We start from the raw sequence: 25,438 nt of genomic DNA on the forward strand, positions 1-25,438 counted from the left end.
ACCTTGCGCCAATGAATCCTGCCTTGAGCCAGCTCCAGCCCTACCCTTTCGAAAAGCTTCGTGCCCTGCTGGGTAGCGTTACACCCGCTGCTGACAAGCGCGCCATTGCCCTGTCGATCGGCGAGCCCAAGCACGCCTCGCCACCCTTCGTGGCCCAGGCGATGGCAGACAACCTCGACAAGCTGGCGGTATACCCCAGCACCCTGGGCCTGCCTGCCTTGCGCCAAGCCATCGGGCAGTGGTGCGAGCGACGCTTTGGCGTGCCGGCTGGCTGGCTGGATGCCGAACGTCATATCCTGCCCGTGAACGGCACCCGCGAAGCGCTGTTCGCTTTTACCCAGGCGGTGGTCGACCGTGATGCCGATGGCCTGGTGTTGAGCCCCAACCCGTTCTACCAGATCTATGAAGGGGCTGCGCTGCTGGCCGGCGCCACCCCGCATTACCTGCCATGCCTGGAAAGCAATGGCTTCAACCCCGACTTCGACGCGGTGCCCGACCACGTCTGGGCCCGTTGCCAGGTCCTGTTCCTGTGTTCACCCGGCAACCCCACCGGCGCCCTGGTGCCGATGGACACCTTGAAGAAGTTGATCGCGCTGGCCGATGCGCACGACTTTGTGATCGCCGCCGACGAATGCTACAGCGAGTTGTATTTCGATGAAGATGCACCGCCCCCGGGGCTGCTGACGGCCTGCGCGGAGCTGGGACGTCGCGATTTCAAGCGCTGCGTGGTATTCCACAGCCTGTCCAAGCGTTCGAACCTGCCGGGTCTGCGCTCGGGCTTCGTCGCCGGCGATGCCGACATCATCAAGCCGTTCCTGCTGTACCGCACCTACCATGGCTGCGCCATGCCGGTGCAGACACAGCTGGCCAGCATCGCCGCCTGGGAGGACGAGGCACATGTGCGCGCCAACCGCGACCAGTACCGCGCCAAGTACGACGCCGTGCTGGCCATCCTTGAACCGGTACTGGACGTGCAACGCCCGGACGGCAGTTTCTACCTGTGGGCCAAGGTACCGGGTAGCGATGTCGACTTCACGCGCGATCTGTTCGAGGCCGAGCACGTGACCGTGGTACCAGGCTCGTACCTGTCCCGTGAAGTGGATGAGGTAAATCCCGGCGCCGGACGCGTGCGCATGGCACTGGTCGCCCCACTGTCCGAATGCATCGAGGCAGCCGAGCGAATTCGCGCGTTCATGCACGCGAGCTGAAGCCTTAACGCGAGACGGGGCCAGCTCACTTGACCTGGCCCAGGTTAGCCTCGCTCATGTCCAACTCGCCCAGCACATGCCGCACCACCTCGTCACCGAGCAGGTGCTGGCGGTGCAGGTTGTACAGTTCCAGGCGCTGGGCCCGCAGCGCACGCAAGCGCAGACGGCGCTCGAGCAGGTCCATCTGCTCGGCCAGGGCCCTGGCCTCTTCGCTGTCGTTGTGCCGGTCCAGCTGATCGCGATACTCGGCCATCAGCCGAGCTTTCAACTCCGTAGCCAGTGTGGCCTGGGCGGCATCCTGCGGGGCGTTGGCATCGACCACCTCCTCGGCCTCCAAGGCGTGAATCGCAGCCTCAGCGGTGCGTCGCCAGGCCTCATGTACCTCTTGCTGCATGCGCTCGTCAGGGCTTTTGCTCACCCCGCGCAGCAAAAGCGGCAACGCGACACAGGCGCTGATCAACGACAGCAGGATGACACCGGCGGCAATGAAGATCAGCAGGTCGCGTTCTGGAAACGCCTTGCCCGCCCCAATCAGCAACGGGATCGACATCACACCTGCCAGGGTGACAGCCCCTCTCACACCGCCCAGCGTGAGCAGCCAGCACGAGCGCGCGGTGGGCAACATCACCAGCGCAGGCCTGCCCCGCCAGCGGCGTAGAACCCCCACCAGGCGCCAGATGCTCTGCACCCAGATGAACCGCAGCAAGATCAGCGTCGCGAAGATGGCGACCACGTCCAGGCAGCGCCAGGCGAGGGTCGGCCACAGCGTGGTTTCATGGCTGACCACCGCCTTGACGATGTCGGGCAGTTGCAAGCCCAGCAGCAGGAAAATCAAGCCGTTGAACGCGAACTCCAGCAGCGACCACACGCTGCGATTGAGCAGGCGGGTGCTGGTCTGGCGTGGCAGCAGGTCGAGCCAGCTCTGCATCATGCCAGCCGCCACTGCCGAGAGGATGCCCGAAACCCCGAGGCGCTCGGCCACCACATAGGCCGCGAACGGCAGCAGCAGCATGAACACCACATGGGTAGCCGGGTCGTCCCAGCCGCGGCCGATCATCCAGGCACGCAGGCGGCCGACCAGCCAACTCAGCGCCACCCCCACAGCCAGGCCGCCAAGCGCTACCAGTGCGAAGCTGAAGCTGGCGTCGGTCAGTGAAAACACACCGGTAATGGCGGCAGCCAGGGCGAACTTGAATGTGACCAGGCCCGAAGCATCGTTCATCAACGCCTCACCCTGGAGCATGTGCATCAATGGCGTAGGCAGGCGGTCCTGGGTAATGGCCGAAACGGCCACCGCGTCGGTCGGCGACAATACGGCTGCCAGCGCGAATGCTACCGGCAACGGGATGCTCGGCAGCAGCCAGTGGATGAAATAGCCCGCACCGACCACGGTAAACAGCACCAACCCCACCGCCAGGGCCACCACCGGGCCCCGAATGCGCCACAACTCGCGCTTGGGAATGCGCCAGCCATCGGCGAACAACAGCGGCGGCAAAAACAGGAACAAAAACAGCTCGGGGTTCAGGGCGACATGCAGCCCGAGGGTCGGCCAGGCCAGCAAAGCGCCAGCGGCGATCTGTACCAGCGGCAGAGGCAGGGGAATGAGGCGGCCGACCAATTTCGACACGCTGACCAGCATCAGCAGGATAAGGACGGTATAGGCGGACTGCATCCAGTGGGTCTTCCTTCTTCAAACGGCCCCGTGCACGAGGACAAAACGTAAACCTGGATCAGCATGGTAACGGGTGACAAGCTTGCCTGGCCGCTGCACCAAGGTCGCAGGTGGCGAACTAATGTGTAACATGAAGATACACCTGACACCCAAGGGTTCAGCCTGGGTTGGGCAATGACCGGTGGTTGGGTGCAATTGGGCGCACGTTCCTGCCTAGGCAGAGCGGCAGCAGGAGTATGCAGCAGCAACCCCGCCCGTTCGGGTCAACCGCCCGTGGCGCCGTGCGAAGGGTTATCGCATAATCGCGCGACTGACATTCGGAAATGGAGAGATTGGGGCGACACGTATCCCCGATGCACACAATGACCTACACGCTCTACGGCATCAAAGCCTGCGACACCATGAAAAAGGCTCGTACCTGGCTCGACGACCAGGCCATCGCCTACGAATTCCATGACTACAAGACTCAAGGCATCGACCGTGACAGCCTGAACCGCTGGTGCGACGAGCACGGCTGGGAAACCATCCTCAACCGCGCCGGCACCACGTTCCGCAAGCTGGACGACGCCAGCAAAGCCGATCTCGACCAGGCCAAGGCCGTCGAGCTCATGCTGGCCCAGCCTTCGATGATCAAGCGCCCGGTACTCGACCTGGGTACGCGCACGCTGGTGGGTTTCAAGCCCGACCTGTACGCCGCAGCCCTGGCCTGAGTCCCTACCCCATTTAGTACGAGGTAACTACATGTCCAATTCCCTGTTCAGCCTGGCCTTCGGTGTCGGCTCCCAGAACCGCCAGGGCGCCTGGCTGGAAGTGTTCTACGCACAGCCCCTGATCGACCCGAGCCCCGAGTTGGTCGCTGCCATCGCACCGATCCTTGGCTATGAAGGTGGCAACCAGGCCATCACCTTCAGCAACGCCCAGGCCGCGCAACTGGCCGACGCCGTCAGAAGCGTCGATGCCGCTCAAGCCGCCCTGCTCACGCGCCTGGCAGAAAGCCAAAAACCGTTGGTAGCCACCCTGCTGGCCGAAGACGCCACCCTGGCCTCCACGCCCGAGGCGTACCTCAAACTGCACCTGCTGTCCCATCGCCTGGTCAAGCCGCACGGCGTGAGCCTGGCCGGTATCTTCCCCCTGCTGCCAAACGTGGCTTGGACCAACATCGGTGCCGTGGACCTGGCCGAGCTCGCCGAGCTGCAACTCGAAGCGCGCCTGCGTGGTGAGCTGCTGGAAGTGTTCTCGGTGGACAAGTTCCCGAAGATGACCGACTACGTGGTCCCGGCCGGCGTGCGCATCGCCGACACTGCACGGGTACGCCTGGGCGCCCACATCGGCGAAGGCACCACCATCATGCACGAAGGCTTCGTCAACTTTAACGCCGGCACCGAAGGCCCAGGCATGATCGAAGGGCGTGTTTCGGCCGGCGTCTTCGTCGGCAAGGGCTCGGACCTCGGTGGCGGCTGCTCGACCATGGGAACCCTGTCCGGTGGCGGCAACATCGTTATCAAGGTGGGCGAAGGCTGCCTGATCGGTGCCAACGCCGGTATCGGCATCCCGCTGGGTGATCGCAATACTGTTGAAGCGGGTCTGTACATCACCGCCGGGACCAAGGTGAACCTGCTGGATGAGCACAACGAACTGGTCAAGGTCGTCAAGGCACGCGACCTGGCTGGCCAGGCCGACCTGTTGTTCCGCCGCAATTCGCTCAATGGCGCCGTCGAGTGCAAGACCCACAAGTCAGCCATCGAGCTGAACGAAGCCTTGCACGCACACAACTGAAACCCCCGCCGGGTATGAAGTGTTAAGATCGGGTCTGGCGCCTCCACGCCAGACCCGATTTTCATTCCAGGCCCCGCGAATATGTTCCAGCCCTCCCCCTGGCGTGCCGATTTTCCTGCCATCGACGCCCTGCAAAGCCAGCACCAGACCTATCTGGACAGCGCCGCGACCGCCCAGAAACCCCAGGCGCTGCTCGAGGCCCTGGGCCATTACTATGGCAGCGGCGCGGCCAATGTCCACCGTGCCCAGCACCTGCCTGGCGCAAGGGCGACCGAGGCCTTCGAAGCCAGCCGCGACAAGGTTGCCCGCTGGTTGAATGTCGGCCAGACCGGGCAGATCGTGTTCACCCACGGCGCCACGGCTGCGCTGAACCTGCTGGCCTATGGCCTGGAGTCTCGCTTCGAGGCCGGCGACGAGATCGCCATCAGCGCCCTTGAACACCATGCCAACTTGCTGCCCTGGCAGCAACTGGCACACCGGCGCAACCTGCGCCTGGTGATATTGCCGGTCGATACGCGCGGCTTCATCGACCTGGAGCGAGCGCTGCAGATGATCGGGCCACGCACTCGTGTGCTCGCCGTCAGCCAGCTGTCCAACGTGCTGGGCACCTGGCAGCCGCTGCCGGCCCTGCTCGCCCATGCCCGCGCACAGGGTGCTCTGACGGTGGTGGACGGCGCCCAGGGTGTGGTGCATGGGCGCCAGGACATGCAGCAACTGGGGTGCGACTTCTACGTGTTCTCCAGCCACAAGCTGTACGGGCCGGACGGGGTGGGCGTGCTGTACGGGCGCAATCAGGCGCTGGGCCTGCTGCGCCATTGGCAGTTTGGCGGGGAGATGGTGCAACTGGCCGAGTACCAGCGCGCGAGCTTCAGGCCGGCGCCACTGGGCCTGGAAGCTGGCACCCCGCCCATCGCCGGGGTGATCGGCCTTGGCGCTACGCTCGATTACCTCGCGGGCCTGGACACGGCGGCGGTGCTGGCTCACGAGGCCGGCTTGCATGCCCGGCTGATCGAGGGCCTCACGCAACGCGAAGGCATTCGCCTGCTAGGCCTGCCGCAGTGCGCGTTGGCCAGCTTTGTCGTGAAAGGCGTGCACAACGCCGACATCGCGCACCTGCTCACCGAGCAGGGCATCGCCGTGCGGGCAGGCCATCACTGTGCGATGCCACTGCTCCAGGGGTTGGGCCTGGACGGGGCGATCCGCGTGTCGCTGGGCCTCTACAATGATCAGGCCGACCTGCAACGTTTCTTCGAGGCGCTGGATCAGGCGCTGGAGCTGCTGCGATGACCTTGCCGGCCCAAGCCCATCAGGCACTGGAGGCCTTTGCGCAGAGCAAGGGCTGGGAGCAGCGTGCGCGGCTGTTGATGCAGTGGGGGGAACGGCTGGAACCGCTGGCCGAAGCCGAGAAAACCGAGGCCAATCGCGTGCACGGGTGCGAAAGCCTGGTCTGGCTGGTGGCCGATGCCGTGGACGGCCACTGGCAATTCAAGGCCAGCAGCGATGCACGCCTGCTGCGCGGTCTGCTGGCGCTGCTGCTGGTGAGGGTGCAGGGCTTGAACAGTGAGGCGCTGCTAGCGCTGGACGTACAGGACTGGTTCGGGCAACTGGGCCTTGAGCGCCAGTTGTCGCCCTCACGCAGCAACGGCTTGCATGCCGTGGTGCAGCGCATGGCGGTGCTGGCATCGGGGCGGTGATGCCAGCACGCACTCACGCTGGCCGGACACGCTCCGAAGGCCGCCTGGCACCTGCTACCAGCTTCTCCACAGCTTTACTGGCGGCCACCATGCCGAAGGTGGCCGTCACCATCATCACCGCGCCAAAGCCGCCGGAGCAGTCCAGCCGCACGCCCTCACCCACAAAACTCTTCTGCAGGCACACGCTGCCATCCCCCTTGGGATAACGCAGCTGCTCACTGGAAAACACACAGGGCACGCCATAGTTACGGCTGACATTGCGCGAGAAGTTGTAGTCGCGGCGCAGGGTCGAGCGCACCCGTGAGGCCAGCGGGTCGTTGAAGGTCTTGTTCAAGTCCGCGATCTGGATCTGGGTCGGATCGATCTGGCCACCTGCACCACCGGTGGTGACGATGCCGATCTTGCGCCGCCGGCACCAGGCGATCAGGGCTGCCTTGGCCATCACGCTGTCGATGCAGTCCACCACGTAGTCGAACTGTTCAGTGATGTACTCGGCCATGGTCTCGCGGGTGACGAAATCGGCCACTGCATGCACCTTGCACGCCGGGTTGATTGCCCGCAGGCGCTCGGCCATTACCTCGACCTTGGGCCGGCCCACCTGCCCTTCCAGCGCGTGTGCCTGACGGTTGGTATTGCTCACGCACACATCGTCCAGGTCGAACAAGGTGACCTCACCCACCCCCGAGCGGGCCAGGGCTTCGGCCACCCATGAGCCCACCCCGCCAATCCCGACGATGCCAACATGGGCCTGTTGCAGGCGCTGCAAGCCCTGGTCGCCATACAGGCGGGCCACCCCTGCAAACCGTGGATCTTCTGTGCTCATGTCAGTACCTCAAAAAACCGGCGCGCATTATAGGCCAGCCAGGCCATGGCCTGCACGGTTAGGAAAGACACCTTAACCCTGCTTTAATGTCGTAACACTTCGACACTTATGGACGACAATGTCTTCACGTAAATTCGGCCTGAACCTGGTAGTGGTCCTGGCCATCGCGGCGCTGTTCACCGGTTTCTGGGCGCTGATCAATCGCCCGGTATCGGCACCGGCCTGGCCCGAACAGATCTCCGGCTTTTCCTATTCGCCGTTTCGCCTGGGTGAAAGCCCGCAGAAGGGTCAGTACCCGGACGACAACGAGATGCGTCAGGACCTGGAGCAGATGAGCAAGCTCACCGACAGCATCCGTATCTACACCGTCGAAGGCACTCAGGCGCACATACCCAAGCTGGCCGAGGAATTCGGCTTGCGGGTCACGGTGGGCATCTGGATCAGCCCGGACCTGGAGCGCAACGAGCGCGAGATCGCCACAGCCATCGAACTGGCTAACACCTCGCGCAGCGTGGTACGGGTGGTGGTCGGCAACGAGGCGTTGTTCCGCGAGGAAGTGACGACGGAAAACCTCATCCGGTACCTGGACCGTGTACGCGCGGCTGTGAAAGTGCCGGTGACCACCAGCGAGCAGTGGCACATCTGGAAACAGAACCCGCAGCTGGCCAAGCACGTGGACCTGATCGCCGCCCACATCCTGCCCTATTGGGAATTCGTGCCCATGAAAGACTCGGTCGAGTTCGTCCTCGACCGTGCCCGCGAGTTGAAACACCAGTTCCCCCGCAAGCCGCTGCTGCTCTCGGAAGTGGGCTGGCCAAGCAATGGCCGGATGCGCGGCGGTGCCGATGCCACCCAGGCCGACCAGGCGATTTACCTGCGCACCTTGGTCAATACGCTCAATCGACGTGGCTTCAACTATTTTGTGATCGAAGCTTACGACCAACCCTGGAAAGCCAGTGATGAAGGCTCGGTCGGGGCCTACTGGGGTGTGTTCAACGCCGAACGCCAGCAGAAATTCAACTTCGAAGGCCCCGTGGTCGCCATTCCCCAATGGCGAGCCCTGGCAGTGGCCTCGGTGGTGCTGGCGATGATCGCATTGATGGTGCTGTTCATCGATGGCTCGGCCCTGCGTCAGCGTGGACGCACCTTCCTGACCTTCATCACCTTCCTGTGCGGGTCGGTGCTGGTGTGGATCGCCTACGACTACAGCCAGCAGTACAGCACCTGGTTCAGCCTTACGGTCGGCGTGCTCCTGGCCCTCGGCGCACTGGGCGTGTTCATCGTGCTGCTGACCGAGGCTCATGAACTGGCCGAGGCGGTATGGACTCACAAGCGGCGGCGCGAATTCCTGCCGGTGCAAGGCGACAGTGCCTACCGACCGAAAGTGTCAGTGCATGTGCCGTGCTACAACGAACCGCCGGAAATGGTCAAACAGACCCTCGATGCCCTGGCTGCGCTGGATTATCCAGATTACGAAGTGCTGGTCATCGACAACAACACCAAGGACCCGGCGGTGTGGGAGCCGCTCAAGGCCCATTGTGAACAGCTCGGCGAGCGCTTCCGTTTCTTCCACGTCGCCCCCCTGGCTGGTTTCAAGGGCGGCGCGCTCAACTACCTGCTCCCGCTCACGGCCAAGGATGCTGAAGTGATCGCGGTGATCGACTCGGACTACTGTGTAGACCGCAACTGGCTCAAGCACATGGTGCCGCATTTCGCCGATCCGAAGATCGCCGTGGTGCAGTCGCCGCAGGACTACCGCGACCAGCACGAGAGCGCCTTCAAGAAGCTGTGCTACAGCGAGTACAAGGGCTTCTTCCACATCGGCATGGTCACCCGCAATGACCGCGATGCGATCATCCAGCACGGCACCATGACCATGACCCGGCGCAGCGTGCTGGACGAACTGGGCTGGGCCGAGTGGTGCATTTGCGAGGATGCCGAACTGGGCCTGCGGGTGTTCGAGAAGGGCCTGTCGGCGGCCTACGCCCACAACAGCTATGGCAAGGGCCTGATGCCTGACACCTTCATCGACTTCAAGAAACAGCGCTTCCGCTGGGCCTATGGCGCCATCCAGATCATCAAGCACCACGCCGCGGCCCTGCTGCGCGGCAAAGGCAGCGAATTGACCCGGGGCCAGCGTTACCACTTCCTGGCCGGCTGGCTGCCGTGGATTGCCGACGGCATGAACATCTTCTTCACGGTGGGGGCCTTGTTGTGGTCTGCCGCCATGATCATCGTGCCGCACCGGGTGGACCCGCCGCTGATGATCTTCGCCATCCCGCCACTGGCGCTGTTCTTCTTCAAGGTCGGCAAGATCGTGTTCCTGTATCGCCGCGCCGTGGGGGTCAACCTCAAGGATGCCTTGGCGGCTGCGCTGGCCGGGCTGGCGTTGTCGCACACCATCGCCAAGGCCGTGCTGTACGGGTTCTTCACCAGCAGCATGCCGTTCATCCGCACACCGAAGCATGCCGACAGCCATGGCTTGCTGGTGGCGATTTCCGAAGCGCGGGAGGAACTGTTCATCATGCTGCTGTTGTGGGGCGCTGCAGCCGGAATCTATCTGGTGCAGGGCTTGCCGAGCTCGGACATGCGCTTCTGGGTCGCCATGCTGTTGGTGCAGTCGCTGCCCTACCTGGCCGCGTTGGTGATGGCGCTTCTATCATCACTGCCCAAGCCTGAAGAGAAGGCCGCAGATAAGGCTGCCGAGACACACTAGGCTTCAGGGCGTGCAGGCCGACCTGCCGGCCATCACCGGCAAGCCGGCTTGCACACAACGTGTTTTGTTCGGATGCGTGCAGGACCGGTGAGGGCCGGCTTGCCGGCGATTGGGCCGTGAAGCCCAGCATCATTTGATATAAGATAACGCCCCTCAGTTTTCCCGCCTTGCCTTGCCCCGGAGTTCCCCATGACGGCCCCTGCCGAGCTCTCGCCTACCCTTCAACTGGCCTGCGACCTGATCCGTCGTCCCTCGGTCACCCCCGTCGACGCCGATTGCCAGGCGCAGATGATGCAGCGCCTGGGCGCCGTGGGCTTCGAGCTGGAACCGATGCGCATCGAGGACGTCGACAATTTCTGGGCCACTCACGGCACCCAGCCAGGCCCGGTGCTGTGCTTTGCCGGTCACACCGATGTAGTGCCCACCGGCCCCGTCCAGCAGTGGCAACACGAGCCGTTCCAGGCGTTGATCGATGCCGACGGCATGCTCTGTGGCCGTGGCGCGGCCGACATGAAGGGCAGCCTGGCGTGCATGGTGGTGGCCAGCGAGCGCTTCGTGCGTGACTACCCCGAGCACCGGGGCCAGGTCGCCTTCCTGATCACCAGTGACGAGGAAGGCCCGGCCCATCACGGCACCAAGGCCGTGGTCGAACGCCTCAAGGCGCGCAACCAGCGCCTTGACTGGTGCATCGTCGGCGAGCCCTCCAGCACCACCGTGCTGGGCGATGTGGTCAAGAATGGCCGTCGTGGCTCGCTCGGCGCCACGCTGACTGTGCGCGGCAAGCAGGGCCACGTTGCCTACCCGCACCTGGCGCGCAACCCGATCCACCTGGCCGCGCCAGCGCTGGCGGAACTGGCTGCCGAACATTGGGACCAGGGGAACGCCTTTTTTCCCCCGACCAGCTTCCAGATTTCCAATCTCAATGCCGGGACCGGCGCAACCAACGTGGTGCCCGGCGAACTGACAGCGCTGTTCAACTTCCGCTTCTCCACCGAGTCCACCGTAGAGGGCCTGAAGGCTCGGGTCTCGGCCATCCTGGACAAGCATGAACTGGATTGGTCGGTGGAGTGGGCGTTGTCCGGCCTGCCGTTCCTGACCGAGCCAGGCGAGCTGCTCGATGCGGTTTCGGCCAGCATCAAGGGCGTCACCGGCCGCGAGACCCAACCCTCCACCAGCGGCGGCACCTCCGATGGCCGCTTCATTGCCACCATGGGCACCCAAGTGGTCGAACTTGGCCCGGTCAATGCCACCATCCACCAGGTCGACGAGCGCATCCTGGCCAGCGACCTGGACCTGCTGACCGAAATCTATTACCAGACCCTGGTACGGTTGCTCGCCTGATGCTGACCTGCCCACTCTGCCAGGCTGCCCTGAGCCCGCTCGACAACGGCGTGGTGTGCCCAGCCGGCCACCGCTTTGATCGCGCGCGCCAGGGCTACCTGAACCTGCTGCCGGTGCAGCACAAGAACAGTCGCGACCCAGGTGACAACCAGGCCATGGTCGAAGCACGCCGTCATTTTCTGGACGCCGGCCATTACGCACCTGTGGCCGGACGGCTGGCGCAGTTGGCGGCCGAGCGCCAGCCCGGCGCGTGGCTGGACATCGGTTGCGGCGAAGGCTACTACACCGCGCAAGTGGCCCAGGCACTGCCTGATGCCAATGGCTACGCCCTGGACATCTCCCGTGAGGCGGTCAAGCGTGCCTGCCGCCGCGCACCGGACGTCACCTGGATGGTAGCCAGCATGGCGCGCGTGCCGTTGGCCGATGCCAGCTGCCAGTTCGTCGCCAGCGTCTTCAGCCCGCTGGATTGGGCCGAAGCCAGCCGGGTGTTGAGCCCAGGCGGCGGCCTGATACGCGTAGGCCCTACCAGCGGCCACCTGATGGAGCTGCGCGAAGTACTCTACGACCAGGTACGCCCCTATGCTGACGACAAGCATCTGGCCCTGGTGCCCCAAGGCATGTACCACGCCCATGGCGAGGTCCTGGAATTTCGCCTGAGCCTGGCCGAACCTCAAGCCCGTGCTGCGTTGCTCGCCATGACCCCGCACGGCTGGCGTGCCAGTGCAGAGCGTCGGGCGCAAGTGGTCGAGCAGCCGGAACCGTTCGAGGTCACCGTCTCCATGCGTTTTGACTATTTCGTGCGCCAAGCATGAGCACACCCGGAGGTGTTATGCGCCAACCTGATATCGAGATTTACCTCAAGGACGCCGAAGTCGACCACAAGCAGATTGCAGCCTGGCTGACCCAGGCCATCGGCCCGTGCACCGAATGGAAGCAGAAAGGCCAGACCTACAAGTGCCAGGCCGGTAACATTCCGGTCACTTGGTTACCCAAGGCTGTAGGGAAATGGAACAGCCTGTACCTGGAAAGCGACCAGACGCCCTGGGCCGATGACATCGCCTGTGGGCGTGATGCCCACGCGGCCCTGGGTGTGGAAGTACGCTGCGCACCCGGCGGCTGGGTAGAGGAAGACGGCGAGGAGGATGCTGACCGCTGGGTGCGTATCAGTGCCGACGGCGAAGAGGAAATCACCTGGCGTACATCGCCCTGACGGGCGTCCCTGAAGCTGCAAGCACAGCCGGCTTGCAGCTTCAGGCTTGAGCCTGGCCGCTCAGAGACCCACGACATCCTCGGCCTGCAGGCCTTTCTGGCCCTGCACGCAGGCATACTCGACCTGTTGGCCCTCGACCAGGCTGCGATGCCCCTCACCCCGGATGGCCCGGTAGTGGACGAAGACATCCGCGCCCCCTTCCCGTTGAATGAAGCCATAGCCCTTGGCATCGTTGAACCACTTCACGTTCCCAGTCTCACGAGACGACATCTGCACTACTCCGGATTTTTATTGTGAAAATCGCCTTGCAGACACGAGACAATCGCCCCGAATCAGCGCCGCGTGCGTAAATCTCCTGCAAGCGGCAGGCCTGAACGGTGCTGGCGCATAAAAAATTTGAAGACCGGCGAGGTGCACGGCAAGCTAGGCGCAATACGAACGACTGGCCTGTATGGGCTAACCGCGCAGCGATTGCTGTGCCCAGCACTCTTCACCCTCAACCAGGGCTCTCTTCATGACCCGTTCCCCCCTGCACCGCTTGGTATTCGGTGTTCTGCGCCGATTGTTGTACCTGTGGGTGCGCTCCGAAACCATCAATCAGTCGGCCCTGACCCTCAAGCTCGACCGCAGTCGCCCTGTTTTCTATGCCTTGCCTTCGCCTGCGCTCACGGACCTGGCGGTGCTCGACCACGAATGCACCAAGGCAGGGCTGCCACGCCCGGTACTGCCAGTGGTCGTCGGCCCCCTGCACGAGGCGGCTGCGTTCTTCTATCTCACCCCTGATCCGGACTGGCTGGGGCGCCATGACAAAAGCGGCGCCCCGCCTACCCTGGAGCGTCTGGTAGAAGTGCTCGGCCAGCACGCCGAGGAAGATGCGCAGATCATTCCAGTCAGCGTGTTCTGGGGACAGTCGCCCGACAGCGAGTCGAGCCCGTGGAAGCTGCTGTTCGCCGACAGCTGGGCGGTGACCGGGCGCTTGCGCCGCTTGCTGAGCGTACTGATCCTGGGGCGCAAGACCCGGGTGCAGTTCTCCACCCCGATCCACCTGCGCGAACTGGTGCAGCACAACAAGGGCCACGCCCGCACCGTGCGCATGGCCCAGCGCCTGATGCGCGTGCACTTGCGCAACCTCAAGACAGCGGTCATCGGGCCGGACATCTCCCACCGACGCAACCTGGTCAAAGGCTTGATCCATGCGCCGTTGGTGCGCCAGGCCATCGCCGAGCACGCCGAGCGCGAGCACGTGCCCCAAGCCAAGGCCGAGGCACAGGCCCGCCACTACGGCAATGAAATCGCCTCGGACTACACCTACACGGCCATTCGCTTCCTCGAAGTGGTGCTCAGCTGGTTCTGGCACAAGATCTACGACGGCATCAAGGTCAACCACATCGAGCAGGTGCAGGGCATCGCCCCGGGCCACGAGGTGATCTACGTCCCTTGCCACCGCAGCCACATCGACTACCTGCTGTTGTCGTACCTGCTGTTCAAGAATGGCCTGACACCCCCGCATGTGGCGGCCGGCATCAACCTGAACATGCCCGTGGTGGGCAACCTGCTGCGCCGCGGTGGCGCCTTCTTCATGCGCCGCTCGTTCAAGGGCAACCCGCTCTACACCGCCGTGTTCAACGAATACCTGCACACGCTGTACACCAAAGGCTTCCCGGTGGAGTACTTCGTCGAGGGTGGTCGTTCGCGTACCGGGCGCATGCTGCAGCCACGCACGGGAATGCTGGCCATCACCCTGCGCAGCTTCCTGCGTTCCTCGCGCACGCCAATCGTGTTCGTGCCTGTCTACATCGGGTACGAGCGCGTCCTCGAAGGGCGCACCTACCTGGGTGAGTTGCGCGGGGCGAGCAAGAAGAAAGAATCCATTTTCGATATTTTCAAAGTGCTGGGTGCGCTCAAGCAACGCTTTGGCCAGGTCTACGTCAACTTCGGCGAACCTATCCGCCTGGCCGACTTTCTCGACCAGCAGCAACCCGGCTGGCGAGACCAGGACCACGGGCCGCAGTACCGCCCGGCTTGGCTCAGCGAAACCACGACGCGCCTGGGCGATACCGTGGCCAGGCACTTGAACGGCGCAGCGGCCATCAACCCGGTCAACCTGGTGGCGCTGGCCCTGCTCTCCACCAGCAAGCTGGCCCTGGACGAACGTGCGCTGGTGCGCGTGCTCGACCTGTACCTGGCGTTGATGCGCCAGGTGCCCTACTCCGCCCATACCACATTGCCCGAAGGCGACGGTCAGGCCCTGATCGAGCATGTGCGCGGGATGGATCTGGTGGCAGAGCAGAAAGACGCGCTCGGGCGCATTCTGTACCTGGATGAAAACAACGCGGTACTGATGACCTATTACCGCAACAATGTCCTGCACATCTTTGCCCTGCCGGCCCTGCTGGCAAGCTTCTTCCTCAGCAGCTCACGCATGAGCCGCGCGTTGCTAGGCCAATATGTCCATGCCTTGTACCCCTACTTGCAGGCAGAGCTGTTCCTGTGCTGGGAACCTGAGCAGCTCGACGAGGTGATCGACCAATGGCTGGGCGCCTTGGTGGAGCAAGGCTTGCTTCGCCAGGACAATGACATCTTTGTCCGTGCCGCGCCCAGTTCTCGTCAGTTCGTGCTGCTGACCCTACTGGCGCGCAGCATCACCCAGACCCTGCAGCGCTTCTACATGGCGACTTCGCTGCTGCTCAACAGCGGCCAAGGTACCCTGAGCGCCGAAGCGCTCGAAGCGCTGTGCGTGACGATGGCCCAGCGCCTTTCTATTTTGCATGGTCTGAACGCACCGGAATTTTTCGACAAAAGCCTGTTCCGCCACTTTATCCAGACGCTGATCGACCAAGGTGTGCTGCGCGTCAATGCACACGGCAAACTGAGCTACAGCAACAAGCTAGGCGGTTTGGCCGAAGGCGTGGCCAAGCGCGTGCTGTCGGCCGAGCTGCGCTTGTCGATCCGCCAGGTTGCCCTGCACCGGGATGACGGCCTGGCAACAGCGACCCTATGACCCTTTTTCTGATTACAAGGACACTGCCATGACCCGCTCCTCCCTGCGTCTGACCACCCTGTGCGCCGGCCTGCTGCTGTCGGCAAGCGCCTTTGCCCTGTCGCTTGGCGACCTCAGCCAAAAGGACGCCACCGGTGGCCTGAAAGACGCACTGACCCAAGGCGCGCAACTGGCCGTCAAGCAGCTAAGCACGCCGGGCGGCTTCAGCAACAACCCGGACGTGCGTATCGAGCTGCCCGGCAACCTGGGCAAGGCGGCCAAGGCCATGAAAATGTTCGGCAAAGGCGAGCAGGTGGACGCGCTCGAAGCCGGCATGAACAAGGCCGCCGAAGCGGCTGTGCCGCAGGCCCAGGCCATTCTCGTCAACGCCGTGAGAAACATGACCGTGACCGATGCCAAGGGCATCCTTGGCGGCGGTCAGGATTCGGCGACCCAGTACCTGAACAAAAGCAGCCGTGAGCAGATCCGTGCCAAATTCCTGCCGATCGTCAAGCACGCGACCGACCAGGTCGGCGTGGCCCAGCAGTACAACGCCTTTGCCGCACAGGCCAAAGGCCTGGGGCTGATCAAGAACGACGCCAACATCGAAAGCTACGTGACGGAAAAGGCCATGGACGGTTTGTTCGAGATGATCGCCAAACAGGAGCAGAGCATTCGGCAGAACCCTGCCCAGGCCGCCACGAGCCTGGCCAAGAAAGTGTTTGGCGCACTCTGATCGCACCCTGCGAGGGGCTCCTTCGTGAAGTGCGCCCCTTTTACATCGAAGCAACAAAGCCGCTAGTCGCTCTCCCTGACCTTGAACCAAGCGGCATACAACGCCGGGAGAAACAACAGGGTCAGGGCGGTAGCGACGATCAGCCCGCCCATGATCGCCACGGCCATTGGCCCGTAGAACACGCTGCGCGACAACGGGATCATGGCCAGCACAGCCGCCAAGGCGGTCAGCACGATGGGCCGGAAACGGCGCACGGTGGCTTCGACAATGGCTTGCCAGCGCACCAGCCCAGAGGCGATATCCTGCTCGATCTGGTCCACCAGAATGACCGAATTGCGCATGATCATGCCTGCCAGGGCGATGGTCCCCAGCATGGCGACGAACCCGAACGGCTGGTTGAACACCAGCAGGAACAGGGTCACGCCAATCAGGCCCAGCGGCGCCGTCATAAAGACCATGATCGTGCGCGAGAAACTGCGCAGCTGAATCATCAGCAGGCTCAACACGACCACGATGAACAACGGCATGCCGGCATTCACCGATTTCTGCCCCCGCTCGGCATCTTCCACCGTGCCGCCCACCTCCAGCAGGTAACCATCGGGCAACTTGGCCCGGATGCCCTGCAAGGTAGGCTGTACCTGCCCGACCACCGTGGCCGGCTGCACCTTGTCATAGATATCGGCGCGCACGGTCACCGTCGGCAAACGGTCGCGGTGCCAGATGATGCCTTCCTCGAAGCCGTAGGCCAGCGTGGCCACCTGTGACAGAGCCACGCTACGCCCGTTGTCCGTGGGCAGCGACAAGCTTGCAAGCTGGCTGAGGTCGTTGCGTTCCTGTGAGGTGCCTCGCAGCAGGATTTCGATCAGTTCATCGTCTTCTCGGTACTGGCTGACCGCGGTGCCCGTCAGCGAGCTTTGCAGGAAACTGGACAACTGGCGGGTGCTGACGCCCAGGGCGCGGGCGCGGTCCTGATCGATTTCCACGAACACGGCCTTGCTGGGTTCTTCCCAGTCCAGGTGCACGTTGACCACATGGGGGTTCTCCCGCACCTTTTCTGCCACCTCCCGGGCCAGGGCGCGGGCCTGTTCGATATGCTCGCCTGTCACCCGAAACTGCACGGGGTAGCCCACCGGTGGACCGTTCTCCAGCCGAGTGATGCGCGCGCGCAGATCAGGGAACTGCTGCTCGACCGTGTTGATCAACCAACTGCGCAAGTTTTCGCGTGCCTGCATGGAGTCGGCCAGCACCACGAATTGGGCGAAGCTGGCGGCAGGCAGTTGCTGATCCAGGGGCAGATAAAAGCGCGGCGACCCTGAGCCGACATAGGCGACATAGTTGACGATGCCCTGTTGCTGCTTGAGCAACTGCTCCAGTTGCCGGACTTTCTCGTCCGTGTTGACCAGCGATGCGCCTTCGGCAAGTTTAAGGTCGACCATCAGCTCAGGACGCCCAGAGGCCGGGAAGAACTGCTGCGGCACGAAGCGAAACAGGAACACGCTGCCCACGAACGCGGCAATGGTCAGCACGATGACGGTCTTGCGGCGCCGTACGCACCATGTCACCACGCGGCGCACGCGCTGGTAGAAGGGCGTGGCATACGGGTCCGGTGCAGCGCCGCCGTTACCGTGGCGAGCGGCGTGTCGCTTGGCCAGGTCCGGCAGCAACCGCTCGCCCAGGTAGGGTACGAAGAGCACGGCGGCCACCCAGGAGGTGAGCAACGCAATGGTCACCACCTGGAAGATCGAACGTGTGTACTCGCCGGTGCTGGAGGCAGCCGTGGCAATGGGCAGAAACCCAGCTGCAGTGATCAGGGTGCCGGTCAGCATGGGGAAGGCCGTGCTGGTCCAGGCATAGCTTGCCGCTTTGAGGCGGTCCAAGCCCTGTTCCATCTTGATCGCCATCATCTCCACGGCAATGATGGCGTCATCGACCAGCAACCCCAGGGCGAGCACCAGCGCACCCAGCGAGATCTTGTGCAGGCCGATGCCAAAGTAGTACATGGCGGCGAAGGTCATGGCCAGCACCAGGGGGATGGCCAGGGCCACCACCAACCCCGTGCGCAGGCCCAGCGAAAAGAAACTGACCAACAGGACGATCACCAGCGCCTCGCACAGCACCTGGACGAATTCACCAACCCCTGCCTTCACCGCAGCGGGCTGGTCAGACACCTTGTGCAGCGACATGCCGGCCGGCAAGCCGCGGGCCAGGCGTTCGAATTCCGTTTCCAGGGCCTTGCCCAGGGTCAGGATGTCACCCCCGTCCCTCATCGACACCGCCAGGCCGATGGCGTCTTCGCCCATGAAGCGCATCCGTGGCGCAGGCGGATCGTTGTAGCCCCGGTACACGTGCGCCACATCGCCCAGGCGAAACGTGCGCTCCCCCACGCGCAGCGGCAACTGGCGAATCTGCTCGACACTGTCGAACCGCCCACTGACCCGCAGTTGCACACGCTCGCTGGGCGTTTCGAAGAACCCGGCCGTGCTTACCGCATTCTGCTCCTGCAACGCCTGCTGCACCGCCTGCAAGGGGATGCCTAGGGTGGCCAGCTTGACGTTGGACAGCTCGATCCAGATCTTTTCGTCCTGCAAACCGATCAGCTCGACCTTGCCCACATCCCTGACCCGCTGCAGCTGGATCTGAATACGGTCTGCATAGTCCTTGAGCACCGCGTAGTCGAAACCCGGCCCTGTCAGCGCATAGATGTTGCCGAACGTGGTGCCGAATTCATCGTTGAAGAACGGGCCCCGCACCTCGGGCGGGAGGGTGTGGCGGATGTCGGCGACCTTCTTGCGTATCTGGTACCACAATGTCGGGATATCGGCTGAGTGCAAGGAATCGCGGGCCATGAAGGTCACCTGCGATTCACCCGGGCGCGAGAACGAGACGATCTTTTCGTACTCGCCGGTTTCCATGAGCTTTTTCTCGATGCGCTCTGTGACCTGGCGCGACACTTCCTCAGCGGTGGCCCCGGGCCATAAGGTGCGGATGACCATGGCCTTGAAGGTGAAGGGCGGGTCTTCGCTCTGACCCAGCTTGGTGTAGGACAGCGCACCAACGCCTGCGAGCACTATCATCAGGAACAGCACGATCTGGCGGTTGCGCAGCGCCCAGGCAGAGAGGTTGAAACCCATCGTGAGTTACTCCTTGCCCGTCAGGGCGACGGCACGGTTGGCGCGGTCCACGGGTCGCACCTGCTGGCCTTCGCGCAGTACATGGCCGCCGGCTGCCACCACCCAGTCGTCAGCCGTAAGCCCCGCCAGCACAGGCACGCTGTCAGTACCGTAGGCGCCAAGCTGCACCGTGACCCGCTGCACACGGTGCTCGCCAGTGACCCGCCAGACGTACGCCTGGCCGGCTTCAGCCGTGACGGCCGACAGGGGAACCGACAGCGCCGCCTGACCTGGATGGGCGATGAACACCCTGGCGCTCTGACCCAGGGTTGCCGGCACGTCGGCGGAGGTAAAGGCAACCCGAGCCGCGTAGGTTCTGGAGCGAGGATCAGCGGCCGGCGACAGCTCGCGGATCCGCCCTTCGAAGCGCTGCCCCGGGTGCGACCACAGCTCCACGGTGACAGGCTGGCCCACGGCGAAGCGGGCGTATTGCTGCTCGGGAACGGCGATGGCCACTTCGCGCTCGCCGTCAGCTGCCAAGGTGAATACCGTCTGCCCTGCAGCGACGACTTGACCGACCTCGACCTGGCGCCTGGCTATCACCCCTGCCTGGGGCGCACGCAACACCGCGTAGTCTGCCTGGTTGCCGGCCACGTCGAACTCAGCCTTGGCCTGCTTGAGCCGAGCGATTCCAGCGCGGTAGAGGTTTTCGGCGTTGTCGTACTGAGAGTGGCTGATCATCTGCTTGTCGAGCAGTTTCTGGTAACGGTCACGCTCGGTGCGCACCAGCGCCAGGTTGGCCTCGGCACCGGCTAATTGCGCGCGGTTAGCCTCCAACTGAAGGCGCACATCCTGCGGGTCCAGTTCGGCCAGCGGCTGATTGAGCTTGACCCGTTGCCCTTCTTCCACAAGCCGCTTGCTGACCTTGCCACCGATGCGAAAAGCCAGTTCCGGTTCCAGTCGCGCCCTGACTTCGCCTGGATAAGTATCCGCCACCGCCTCGGCTGGCTGCGGCTGAACCACCAATGCGGGGCGGACCACCGCAGGTGAGGCGGGTTCCTGATTACACGCCGTGAGCATCAACAAGACCACGGGCAGGGCAAGGCTGAGGGCACGGTGCAACATCGGGAATCCCTTCGCAAAATGCTGATCGAATATTTGAACCGGCCGGTATAGTAAGTCAGCCGTCAGAGCGCGGGAAGAGCGTCCCGAGTTTTTTTGGAGCGTTTTCACGGTATTGCGGTCAAGGACAGCGAGCCCAGCTCAAGCCGTATAAGATAGGCAACCTTCTAGGTAGATGCAGATCCCAATGTCCAATGACGTCTCCAGCGGCCCAGGCCGCCCAAAGGACCTTGCCAAGCGCCAGGCCATTCTCGAAGCGGCCAAGTCGTTGTTTCTGAGCCTGGGTTACGCAAGCACCAGCATGGATGCGGTCGCGGCAGCAGCAGGTGTATCGAAGCTTACGGTGTACAGCCACTTCACCGACAAGCAGACGCTTTTCTGCTCGGCGGTCATGGCCACCTGCCAGATCCAGCTGCCTGACCTGTTGTTCGAGTACCCCGAAGGTGTACCAGTAGAAGAGGTACTGCTGACAATTGCCCGTGGTTTCCAGGCACTGATCAGCAGTGACGAAGCGGTCAAGCTCAGCCGCCTGATCATGGCCCAGGGCAGCCTGGACCCGAGCTTTGGCGAATACTTTTACGAAGCCGGGCCCAAGCGCGTGCTGGCCGGAATGGAAGCGCTGCTGCGTACGGCCCATGAGCGCGGGCTACTGCGCATAGACAACCCGCTGCGTGCGGCAGAGCACTTCTTCTGCCTGGTCAAGGGGGCACCGGATTACCGGTTATTGCTGGGGTGCGCAGCGCCGCTGGAGGAGGATGAGGCCGAGGTGCATGTACGCGAGGTGGTGGGGGTATTCTTGCGGGCATTCAAACCCTGAGGCGTAAACGGGCCTTTGTGTGCGGCCTTGTGTCGCGAAAAGGCCGTAGAGCCCCAGCAATATTCGCGACAACGCTGGAATCACGGGCTGCCTTGCAGCCCTTTCGCGATACAAGGCCGATCCTGCGCGGACCACGCTCGCCAATTGGCCAGAGCCTGTTTAACCAACACGCCCATGACTACTGGCATTATTGCCAGTAGTCAACCCTGAAACTCTTCAACAAGCTCGTATCCTCTACGACTATGAGCACACCCCCATGAAAGCGCGAACACTGAAGATCTTTTACAAAGGCAATAAGCTTTCGACTTTGTATACAGGCAGTACTCACCAGACAGTGCTCAGCGCCAATAGCCAGAACCTATGCGAAACGACAAGCCTACCTTCGCAAGCGAGCCTCCTGGCTACAGACGCACAATCGTCGACCGTCAACATTGTCTCAGAAAGCCAGACGACCATTAACTACGGCCCCTACGGCAATGACAGTAGCCCGCCTGACAATCCCTTGTTATCTCGATTCACAGGCCAGAGTTGGTTACCCGCCGCCATAGGCTACTTGCTGGGTAATGGTCACCGCCTGTTCAATCCAGAGCTGATGCGCTTTTACAGTGTGGACAGCTTGTCACCATTTGGAAAAGGGGGAATCAATGCTTACGCCTACTGCAGCAATGACCCGATTAACCGGTCGGACCCAAGTGGCCGATATACTTCGTTCTTCAAGTGGCGAAAAGGCGGATACTCGTATCAAAAGCTTTCACCCAAGCTATACACCCCCAACTCCAGCTTGTCCGCTAACGAACACATGGCGCTCGGCAAATCGCTAAAGAAACGCCTATCAGGTGCAAGGACTATGCTGAGTGATGCGACCGATCGGGGGCGCACAGAGAAGATCCAGCACGCAAATCATATTATCGAGAGGCTTGATAAAGAAAAAATGCTATACGACATGTATTCGGCTACACGCTCGTCAAAATGGCGATATACGCGGAACGAGGTGGCCGTCAGCCTGGCTCTGGTACCAGACTCCCAAACCCCGCCTCCAGGTCCAAGTTCAAGTCCAAGTCCAAGTCGCCGACCTTCCGTCGACTCCCAAGTTAGTCTCGCATTCTATGAGGAAAACGAGGATGCAATCATGGATGCACTACGGGAAGATCTCCGCAGACTTCGGGAATGATCACACTGGCCGATACATTTCCTTTTAAGCTTTCAACGCCTTCTTGGGGTAAATGTCATACCGGCTCGACTTGCCCTCCAGGCTATGGCTCGGCTTCGGCCCGTCGATGATCGGTGCCTTGCGCGGGCGCTTCACCACCACCCGGTGGCTGGCCAGCGCCAGGGCAGCTTCAAGCAGGGCCGGGGCATCCAGGTCATCACCCACCAAGGGCCGGAACACGCGCATTTCCTTTTTCACCAGAGCGCTCTTGTCGCGGTGCGGGAACATCGGGTCGAGGTAGATGACCTGTGGTGCCTCGCCTTCCCAGGCGCGCATACGCTCGATGGCGTTGCCGGCCAGCAGGCGCATGCGCCCGACAATCGGGCCCACCTCTTCATCCGCACGGGCGCGCGCCAGGCCATCTTCCAGCAACGCGGCGATCAGCGGCTGGCGCTCGATCAGGGTTATCTGGCAGCCCAGGCTGGCCAGCACGAACGCATCCTTGCCCAGCCCCGCCGTGGCATCCAGCACCTGCGGCCGTATGCCTTGGGCGATGCCCACCGCCTTGGCGATCATCTGCCCGTTGCCACCGCCAAACTGGCGCCGGTGCGCGGCCTGGCCTTCGACGAAGTCGACCCGCACCGGCCCCGGTGCCTGTGGGCCCAGTTGCTGGATCTGCAAGCCGTCAGCGCCGATCTGCACGGCGAAGCCGGCGCTCTCGTCCTGTAGCGGCAGGCCTAGGCGTTCAGCCCAACCCTTGGCCTGCTCCGCATACTCAGCCGACATCGCCTCGACCCTGATACCCGCACCTTGCTCTTCCATCGTCTACACCTAAAAATCAAACCAAGCCTTAATGAATCAGCAGCCACGGCCGATACAGGCAATATCCCGCTATTCTGCCAGAGCACAACGCGCGCGACTGCCATGTCAGAAATTCTTCCTATCGGCTTGACCTACCTGTCGCCTGTCGACAACTACAGTCAGCACAATACCCAGGCACTGGGGGGCGTCAGCCACCTGTGGCAGGATTTCTTCGCCCGGGCAATGGCGGAGCAGCCTGAAACGCCCGTCGACAGCGTCAGCCAGTCATTCGTGCAGTACGACCAGGACAGCGGAGAACCTGTTGGCGGTGCGCGTGCCTTGGCGCTGATCGACGCACAACGCGCCTGCCCGGTGCAAGACACGGTGGTCGCGCCGCCCGAGCCGTTGTTCCTGCCCAAGGCCGAACTGGAGGCCAACCTGCTGCCGCCTGCCCCTGAGCCGTTCGGTGCGCTGGAAATGATCGAGCAGCAGCGTCAGCTCGATATCGACAACAGTTGGGTTCGGCCCGTGGTCGCCCGCCAGGGCCAACCGGTCGCCGAGCCGGGTCCCGGCCCTGCGCCACGGCCGCTGTTCCTGCCGATCGCCGAATTCGACAGCACCCTGCTGGACCCGGCCCCCGAACCGTTCGATGAGCCGACCCTGGCACGCCAGCAGCACGACCTGGCCTTCGACATGCACTGGGCGCGCCCAGTGGTGTTGAACAATGTGCGCGCCTACGCCTGAGGCTAACGGCACACCTGCCAACGACCCATGTCCACGTGAAAGTGATCGCGGTGCGCGGCGTTGTACTCCGGCCCCAGAACCGTGCTGAAGTGCTCGCACGCTGCCTGACGTACCTCACGCAGGAACACCGCCTTGTCCCCGCTCCCCTGCCAGTCGCGCGCCAGAACGATACGTTGGCCGTCGCGCAGACGAAACCCGGCAATGTCCAGAGCGTTGGCGCTGGCATGCTGGCTCAAGCGCCCTGCCTTGCGGTTGTAGACGTTGCGGCAGGCAAAGCTGCCCAGGTGATCGACCTGCACCACCGGCTGGCCCAGCACGCGCTGAGCCACCGGCTGCAGGCCATGGCGCTCGAACAAGGCGTAGGCGACCGCCAGCGGGCAACTGGCCAGGAAACTGCTGCTCAGGCGGGCCTGGCCACCCTCGATACGCCAGACATTGCTCAGCGGGCATTTGGCCGAAGCAGGGCTGTCAGCCTGCGCCCGGTAGCGCAGTTGACTGCTCTGAAGCGCCTGCTGGCAAAGCGCCGGGTCGTCGCGCAGGCGCTTGAGCTTGAAGCCAGTGAGCCAGTTGGGCGGCTGGCTGACGTCCAAGGGGGCCAGCGGGTTCCACTGCGCAGGCGGGCGCCAGCCCAGATGCCACGCCTGGCCGGCCGCCAGCACCAGTACGCCCAGAAGCGCCAGAACGACCTTCATCCGCGACGGAACAGGTCATTGAGCTGGTCGAACGGCAAGGCCTCTTCGGCGTAGCCGAAAGTACCCTGCTCACGGATTTCCTGCGCTGCACGCTGCAAGGCGCCAAAGGCCACACGCGCCATCGACGAACCCACGCTGATGCGCCGTACACCCAGGTCCTGAAGCTGGTTGACGCACAACGGCACCCCCGCCATGCCCATCAGCACGTTCACCGGGCGCGGGGCCAGCGCCTGCACCACTGCCCGCACTTCCTCGGCCGTACGCAGGCCAGGGGCGTAGAGCACGTCGGCGCCCGCCTCGGCGAACGCTTGCAGGCGCTCGATGGTGTCGTCCAGGTCCTGGCGACCGTGCAGCAGGTTTTCCGCGCGCGCGCACAAAGTGAAGGGAAACGGCAGGCTGCGCGCCGCCTGCACGGCAGCACGGACACGCTCCACCGCAAGGCCCCGTTCATAGATGGGCGTCGCGGCGCGGCCACTGGCGTCCTCGATGGAGCCACCGACCAGCCCCGCCTCTGCAGCGCGCAGGATGGCCTGGGCGCAATCCTCGGGCGAATCCCCGAAGCCGTTCTCAAGGTCCGCAGCGACCGGCAACGCGGTGGCGTCGACGATTTCGCCTGCGTTGTCCAGCACGTCATCGAGGCTCAGCGCCCCTTCGGCATCCGGCCGCCCCAGGCTGAAGGCAAGCCCGGCGCTGGTGCTGGCCAAGGCCTCGAAACCCAGGCTGGCCAGCAGCTTGGCTGAACCTGCGTCCCAGGGGTTGGGCATGACGAAGACGCCATCGCGTTGATGCAAGGCCTTGAAGGCTTCGGCTCGCAGGGTTTGCACATCCATGATCAAGCACTCCGGC

The 25,438-nt window shown here is 63.4% G+C and carries 22 protein-coding genes; 14 read left to right on the top strand and 8 right to left on the bottom strand.

Features of this window, described 5'->3' with window-relative positions:
- Positions 1 to 11: 11 nt before the first annotated feature.
- The gene (gene dapC, locus B2J77_RS15785; protein ID WP_078478988.1) at positions 12 to 1,208 is read left to right on the top strand and encodes a succinyldiaminopimelate transaminase; all 1,197 of its coding nucleotides are present in this window, start codon (positions 12 to 14) and stop codon (positions 1,206 to 1,208) included.
- Between the two features lie 25 nt (positions 1,209 to 1,233).
- Here dapC and B2J77_RS15790 read toward each other — a convergent pair whose 3' ends face one another.
- Positions 1,234 to 2,880 (bottom strand): Na+/H+ antiporter, encoded by a 1,647-nt coding sequence (locus B2J77_RS15790; protein WP_078478989.1) that lies wholly within the window; start codon positions 2,878 to 2,880, stop codon positions 1,234 to 1,236.
- A gap of 362 nt (positions 2,881 to 3,242) precedes the next feature.
- Between B2J77_RS15790 and B2J77_RS15795 the strand changes: the two genes are divergently transcribed.
- The 4 genes from B2J77_RS15795 to B2J77_RS15810 all read left to right on the top strand — a co-directional run bounded on the left by B2J77_RS15795 (position 3,243) and on the right by B2J77_RS15810 (position 6,350).
- Positions 3,243 to 3,590: an ArsC family reductase gene (locus B2J77_RS15795; RefSeq protein WP_167339266.1), complete on the top strand. Its 348-nt coding sequence runs from the start codon at positions 3,243 to 3,245 to the stop codon at positions 3,588 to 3,590.
- A gap of 31 nt (positions 3,591 to 3,621) precedes the next feature.
- The gene (dapD, locus tag B2J77_RS15800) at positions 3,622 to 4,656 is read left to right on the top strand and encodes a 2,3,4,5-tetrahydropyridine-2,6-dicarboxylate N-succinyltransferase (RefSeq protein ID WP_078478990.1); all 1,035 of its coding nucleotides are present in this window, start codon (positions 3,622 to 3,624) and stop codon (positions 4,654 to 4,656) included.
- Between the two features lie 81 nt (positions 4,657 to 4,737).
- The gene (locus tag B2J77_RS15805) at positions 4,738 to 5,943 is read left to right on the top strand and encodes an aminotransferase class V-fold PLP-dependent enzyme (protein WP_078478991.1); all 1,206 of its coding nucleotides are present in this window, start codon (positions 4,738 to 4,740) and stop codon (positions 5,941 to 5,943) included.
- Entirely contained in the window at positions 5,940 to 6,350 is a 411-nt protein-coding gene (locus B2J77_RS15810) for a SufE family protein (RefSeq protein ID WP_058639528.1), read from the top strand. Before B2J77_RS15805 ends, B2J77_RS15810 begins: the two co-directional genes overlap by 4 nt.
- 13 nt (positions 6,351 to 6,363) lie before the next feature.
- Here the strand turns inward: B2J77_RS15810 and tcdA are convergent, their stop codons facing one another.
- Positions 6,364 to 7,173 carry a tRNA cyclic N6-threonylcarbamoyladenosine(37) synthase TcdA gene (tcdA, locus tag B2J77_RS15815; protein WP_058639529.1) on the bottom strand — a complete coding sequence of 270 codons (810 nt, stop codon included), beginning with the start codon at positions 7,171 to 7,173 and terminating at the stop codon, positions 6,364 to 6,366.
- Between the two features lie 118 nt (positions 7,174 to 7,291).
- Between tcdA and B2J77_RS15820 the strand changes: the two genes are divergently transcribed.
- From B2J77_RS15820 to B2J77_RS15835, 4 genes are all read left to right on the top strand, one after another.
- A complete protein-coding gene (locus B2J77_RS15820) occupies positions 7,292 to 9,889 on the top strand; it encodes a glycosyltransferase (RefSeq protein ID WP_058639530.1) in 2,598 nt (865 codons plus the stop codon).
- A gap of 189 nt (positions 9,890 to 10,078) precedes the next feature.
- Entirely contained in the window at positions 10,079 to 11,230 is a 1,152-nt protein-coding gene (gene dapE, locus B2J77_RS15825) for a succinyl-diaminopimelate desuccinylase (RefSeq protein ID WP_058603731.1), read from the top strand.
- The gene (locus B2J77_RS15830; RefSeq protein WP_078478992.1) at positions 11,230 to 12,042 is read left to right on the top strand and encodes a putative RNA methyltransferase; all 813 of its coding nucleotides are present in this window, start codon (positions 11,230 to 11,232) and stop codon (positions 12,040 to 12,042) included. The genes dapE and B2J77_RS15830 overlap by 1 nt, the downstream gene beginning before the upstream one ends.
- A gap of 17 nt (positions 12,043 to 12,059) precedes the next feature.
- Positions 12,060 to 12,440, top strand: coding sequence for a hypothetical protein (locus B2J77_RS15835; RefSeq protein WP_023534045.1), 381 nt, complete (start codon positions 12,060 to 12,062; stop codon positions 12,438 to 12,440).
- 60 nt (positions 12,441 to 12,500) lie between these two features.
- Here B2J77_RS15835 and B2J77_RS15840 read toward each other — a convergent pair whose 3' ends face one another.
- Positions 12,501 to 12,710 carry a cold-shock protein gene (locus tag B2J77_RS15840; RefSeq protein ID WP_023534051.1) on the bottom strand — a complete coding sequence of 70 codons (210 nt, stop codon included), beginning with the start codon at positions 12,708 to 12,710 and terminating at the stop codon, positions 12,501 to 12,503.
- A 244-nt stretch (positions 12,711 to 12,954) separates the two neighbouring features.
- Here B2J77_RS15840 and plsB point away from each other — a divergent pair, with 244 nt between their 5' ends.
- Positions 12,955 to 15,441, top strand: a complete 2,487-nt coding sequence (gene plsB / locus B2J77_RS15845) for a glycerol-3-phosphate 1-O-acyltransferase PlsB (protein WP_078478993.1) — start codon at positions 12,955 to 12,957, stop codon at positions 15,439 to 15,441.
- Positions 15,442 to 15,469: 28 nt separating this feature from the next.
- Positions 15,470 to 16,156 (top strand): DUF4197 domain-containing protein, encoded by a 687-nt coding sequence (locus tag B2J77_RS15850; protein ID WP_058639534.1) that lies wholly within the window; start codon positions 15,470 to 15,472, stop codon positions 16,154 to 16,156.
- 62 nt (positions 16,157 to 16,218) lie between these two features.
- Here B2J77_RS15850 and B2J77_RS15855 read toward each other — a convergent pair whose 3' ends face one another.
- A complete protein-coding gene (locus B2J77_RS15855) occupies positions 16,219 to 19,287 on the bottom strand; it encodes an efflux RND transporter permease subunit (RefSeq protein ID WP_078478994.1) in 3,069 nt (1,022 codons plus the stop codon).
- Between the two features lie 6 nt (positions 19,288 to 19,293).
- The gene (locus tag B2J77_RS15860; protein ID WP_058639536.1) at positions 19,294 to 20,391 is read right to left on the bottom strand and encodes an efflux RND transporter periplasmic adaptor subunit; all 1,098 of its coding nucleotides are present in this window, start codon (positions 20,389 to 20,391) and stop codon (positions 19,294 to 19,296) included.
- A 172-nt stretch (positions 20,392 to 20,563) separates the two neighbouring features.
- Here B2J77_RS15860 and B2J77_RS15865 point away from each other — a divergent pair, with 172 nt between their 5' ends.
- On the top strand, positions 20,564 to 21,205 hold the full coding sequence (locus B2J77_RS15865) for a TetR/AcrR family transcriptional regulator C-terminal domain-containing protein (RefSeq protein WP_078478995.1): 642 nt from the start codon (positions 20,564 to 20,566) through the stop codon (positions 21,203 to 21,205).
- A gap of 256 nt (positions 21,206 to 21,461) precedes the next feature.
- Positions 21,462 to 22,376 (top strand): RHS repeat-associated core domain-containing protein, encoded by a 915-nt coding sequence (locus B2J77_RS15870; RefSeq protein WP_078478996.1) that lies wholly within the window; start codon positions 21,462 to 21,464, stop codon positions 22,374 to 22,376.
- A gap of 24 nt (positions 22,377 to 22,400) precedes the next feature.
- Here the strand turns inward: B2J77_RS15870 and B2J77_RS15875 are convergent, their stop codons facing one another.
- Positions 22,401 to 23,177, bottom strand: coding sequence for a class I SAM-dependent methyltransferase (locus B2J77_RS15875; protein ID WP_058639538.1), 777 nt, complete (start codon positions 23,175 to 23,177; stop codon positions 22,401 to 22,403).
- Positions 23,178 to 23,279: 102 nt separating this feature from the next.
- Here B2J77_RS15875 and B2J77_RS15880 point away from each other — a divergent pair, with 102 nt between their 5' ends.
- Positions 23,280 to 23,900, top strand: a complete 621-nt coding sequence (locus tag B2J77_RS15880) for a hypothetical protein (RefSeq protein ID WP_058603739.1) — start codon at positions 23,280 to 23,282, stop codon at positions 23,898 to 23,900.
- Positions 23,901 to 23,902: 2 nt separating this feature from the next.
- Here the strand turns inward: B2J77_RS15880 and B2J77_RS15885 are convergent, their stop codons facing one another.
- Together B2J77_RS15885 and B2J77_RS15890 are read right to left on the bottom strand one after the other, a co-directional pair.
- A complete protein-coding gene (locus tag B2J77_RS15885) occupies positions 23,903 to 24,592 on the bottom strand; it encodes an extensin family protein (RefSeq protein ID WP_058639539.1) in 690 nt (229 codons plus the stop codon).
- On the bottom strand, positions 24,589 to 25,422 hold the full coding sequence (locus tag B2J77_RS15890; RefSeq protein WP_058639540.1) for an isocitrate lyase/PEP mutase family protein: 834 nt from the start codon (positions 25,420 to 25,422) through the stop codon (positions 24,589 to 24,591). Before B2J77_RS15890 ends, B2J77_RS15885 begins: the two co-directional genes overlap by 4 nt.
- Positions 25,423 to 25,438 lie beyond the last annotated feature (16 nt).

Source organism: Pseudomonas parafulva, from assembly GCF_002021815.1.
GTDB classification, from domain to species: Bacteria; Pseudomonadota; Gammaproteobacteria; order Pseudomonadales; family Pseudomonadaceae; genus Aquipseudomonas; species Aquipseudomonas parafulva_B.

Coding starts and splice junctions, on each gene's coding strand:
- dapC (WP_078478988.1), top strand. CDS start 12: ATGAATCCTGCCTTGAGCCAGCTCCAGCCCTACCCTTTCGAAAAGCTT.
- B2J77_RS15790 (WP_078478989.1), bottom strand. CDS start 2,880: ATGCAGTCCGCCTATACCGTCCTTATCCTGCTGATGCTGGTCAGCGTG.
- B2J77_RS15795 (WP_167339266.1), top strand. CDS start 3,243: ATGACCTACACGCTCTACGGCATCAAAGCCTGCGACACCATGAAAAAG.
- dapD (WP_078478990.1), top strand. CDS start 3,622: ATGTCCAATTCCCTGTTCAGCCTGGCCTTCGGTGTCGGCTCCCAGAAC.
- B2J77_RS15805 (WP_078478991.1), top strand. CDS start 4,738: ATGTTCCAGCCCTCCCCCTGGCGTGCCGATTTTCCTGCCATCGACGCC.
- B2J77_RS15810 (WP_058639528.1), top strand. CDS start 5,940: ATGACCTTGCCGGCCCAAGCCCATCAGGCACTGGAGGCCTTTGCGCAG.
- tcdA (WP_058639529.1), bottom strand. CDS start 7,173: ATGAGCACAGAAGATCCACGGTTTGCAGGGGTGGCCCGCCTGTATGGC.
- B2J77_RS15820 (WP_058639530.1), top strand. CDS start 7,292: ATGTCTTCACGTAAATTCGGCCTGAACCTGGTAGTGGTCCTGGCCATC.
- dapE (WP_058603731.1), top strand. CDS start 10,079: ATGACGGCCCCTGCCGAGCTCTCGCCTACCCTTCAACTGGCCTGCGAC.
- B2J77_RS15830 (WP_078478992.1), top strand. CDS start 11,230: ATGCTGACCTGCCCACTCTGCCAGGCTGCCCTGAGCCCGCTCGACAAC.
- B2J77_RS15835 (WP_023534045.1), top strand. CDS start 12,060: ATGCGCCAACCTGATATCGAGATTTACCTCAAGGACGCCGAAGTCGAC.
- B2J77_RS15840 (WP_023534051.1), bottom strand. CDS start 12,710: ATGTCGTCTCGTGAGACTGGGAACGTGAAGTGGTTCAACGATGCCAAG.
- plsB (WP_078478993.1), top strand. CDS start 12,955: ATGACCCGTTCCCCCCTGCACCGCTTGGTATTCGGTGTTCTGCGCCGA.
- B2J77_RS15850 (WP_058639534.1), top strand. CDS start 15,470: ATGACCCGCTCCTCCCTGCGTCTGACCACCCTGTGCGCCGGCCTGCTG.
- B2J77_RS15855 (WP_078478994.1), bottom strand. CDS start 19,287: ATGGGTTTCAACCTCTCTGCCTGGGCGCTGCGCAACCGCCAGATCGTG.
- B2J77_RS15860 (WP_058639536.1), bottom strand. CDS start 20,391: ATGTTGCACCGTGCCCTCAGCCTTGCCCTGCCCGTGGTCTTGTTGATG.
- B2J77_RS15865 (WP_078478995.1), top strand. CDS start 20,564: ATGCAGATCCCAATGTCCAATGACGTCTCCAGCGGCCCAGGCCGCCCA.
- B2J77_RS15870 (WP_078478996.1), top strand. CDS start 21,462: ATGAAAGCGCGAACACTGAAGATCTTTTACAAAGGCAATAAGCTTTCG.
- B2J77_RS15875 (WP_058639538.1), bottom strand. CDS start 23,177: ATGGAAGAGCAAGGTGCGGGTATCAGGGTCGAGGCGATGTCGGCTGAG.
- B2J77_RS15880 (WP_058603739.1), top strand. CDS start 23,280: ATGTCAGAAATTCTTCCTATCGGCTTGACCTACCTGTCGCCTGTCGAC.
- B2J77_RS15885 (WP_058639539.1), bottom strand. CDS start 24,592: ATGAAGGTCGTTCTGGCGCTTCTGGGCGTACTGGTGCTGGCGGCCGGC.
- B2J77_RS15890 (WP_058639540.1), bottom strand. CDS start 25,422: ATGGATGTGCAAACCCTGCGAGCCGAAGCCTTCAAGGCCTTGCATCAA.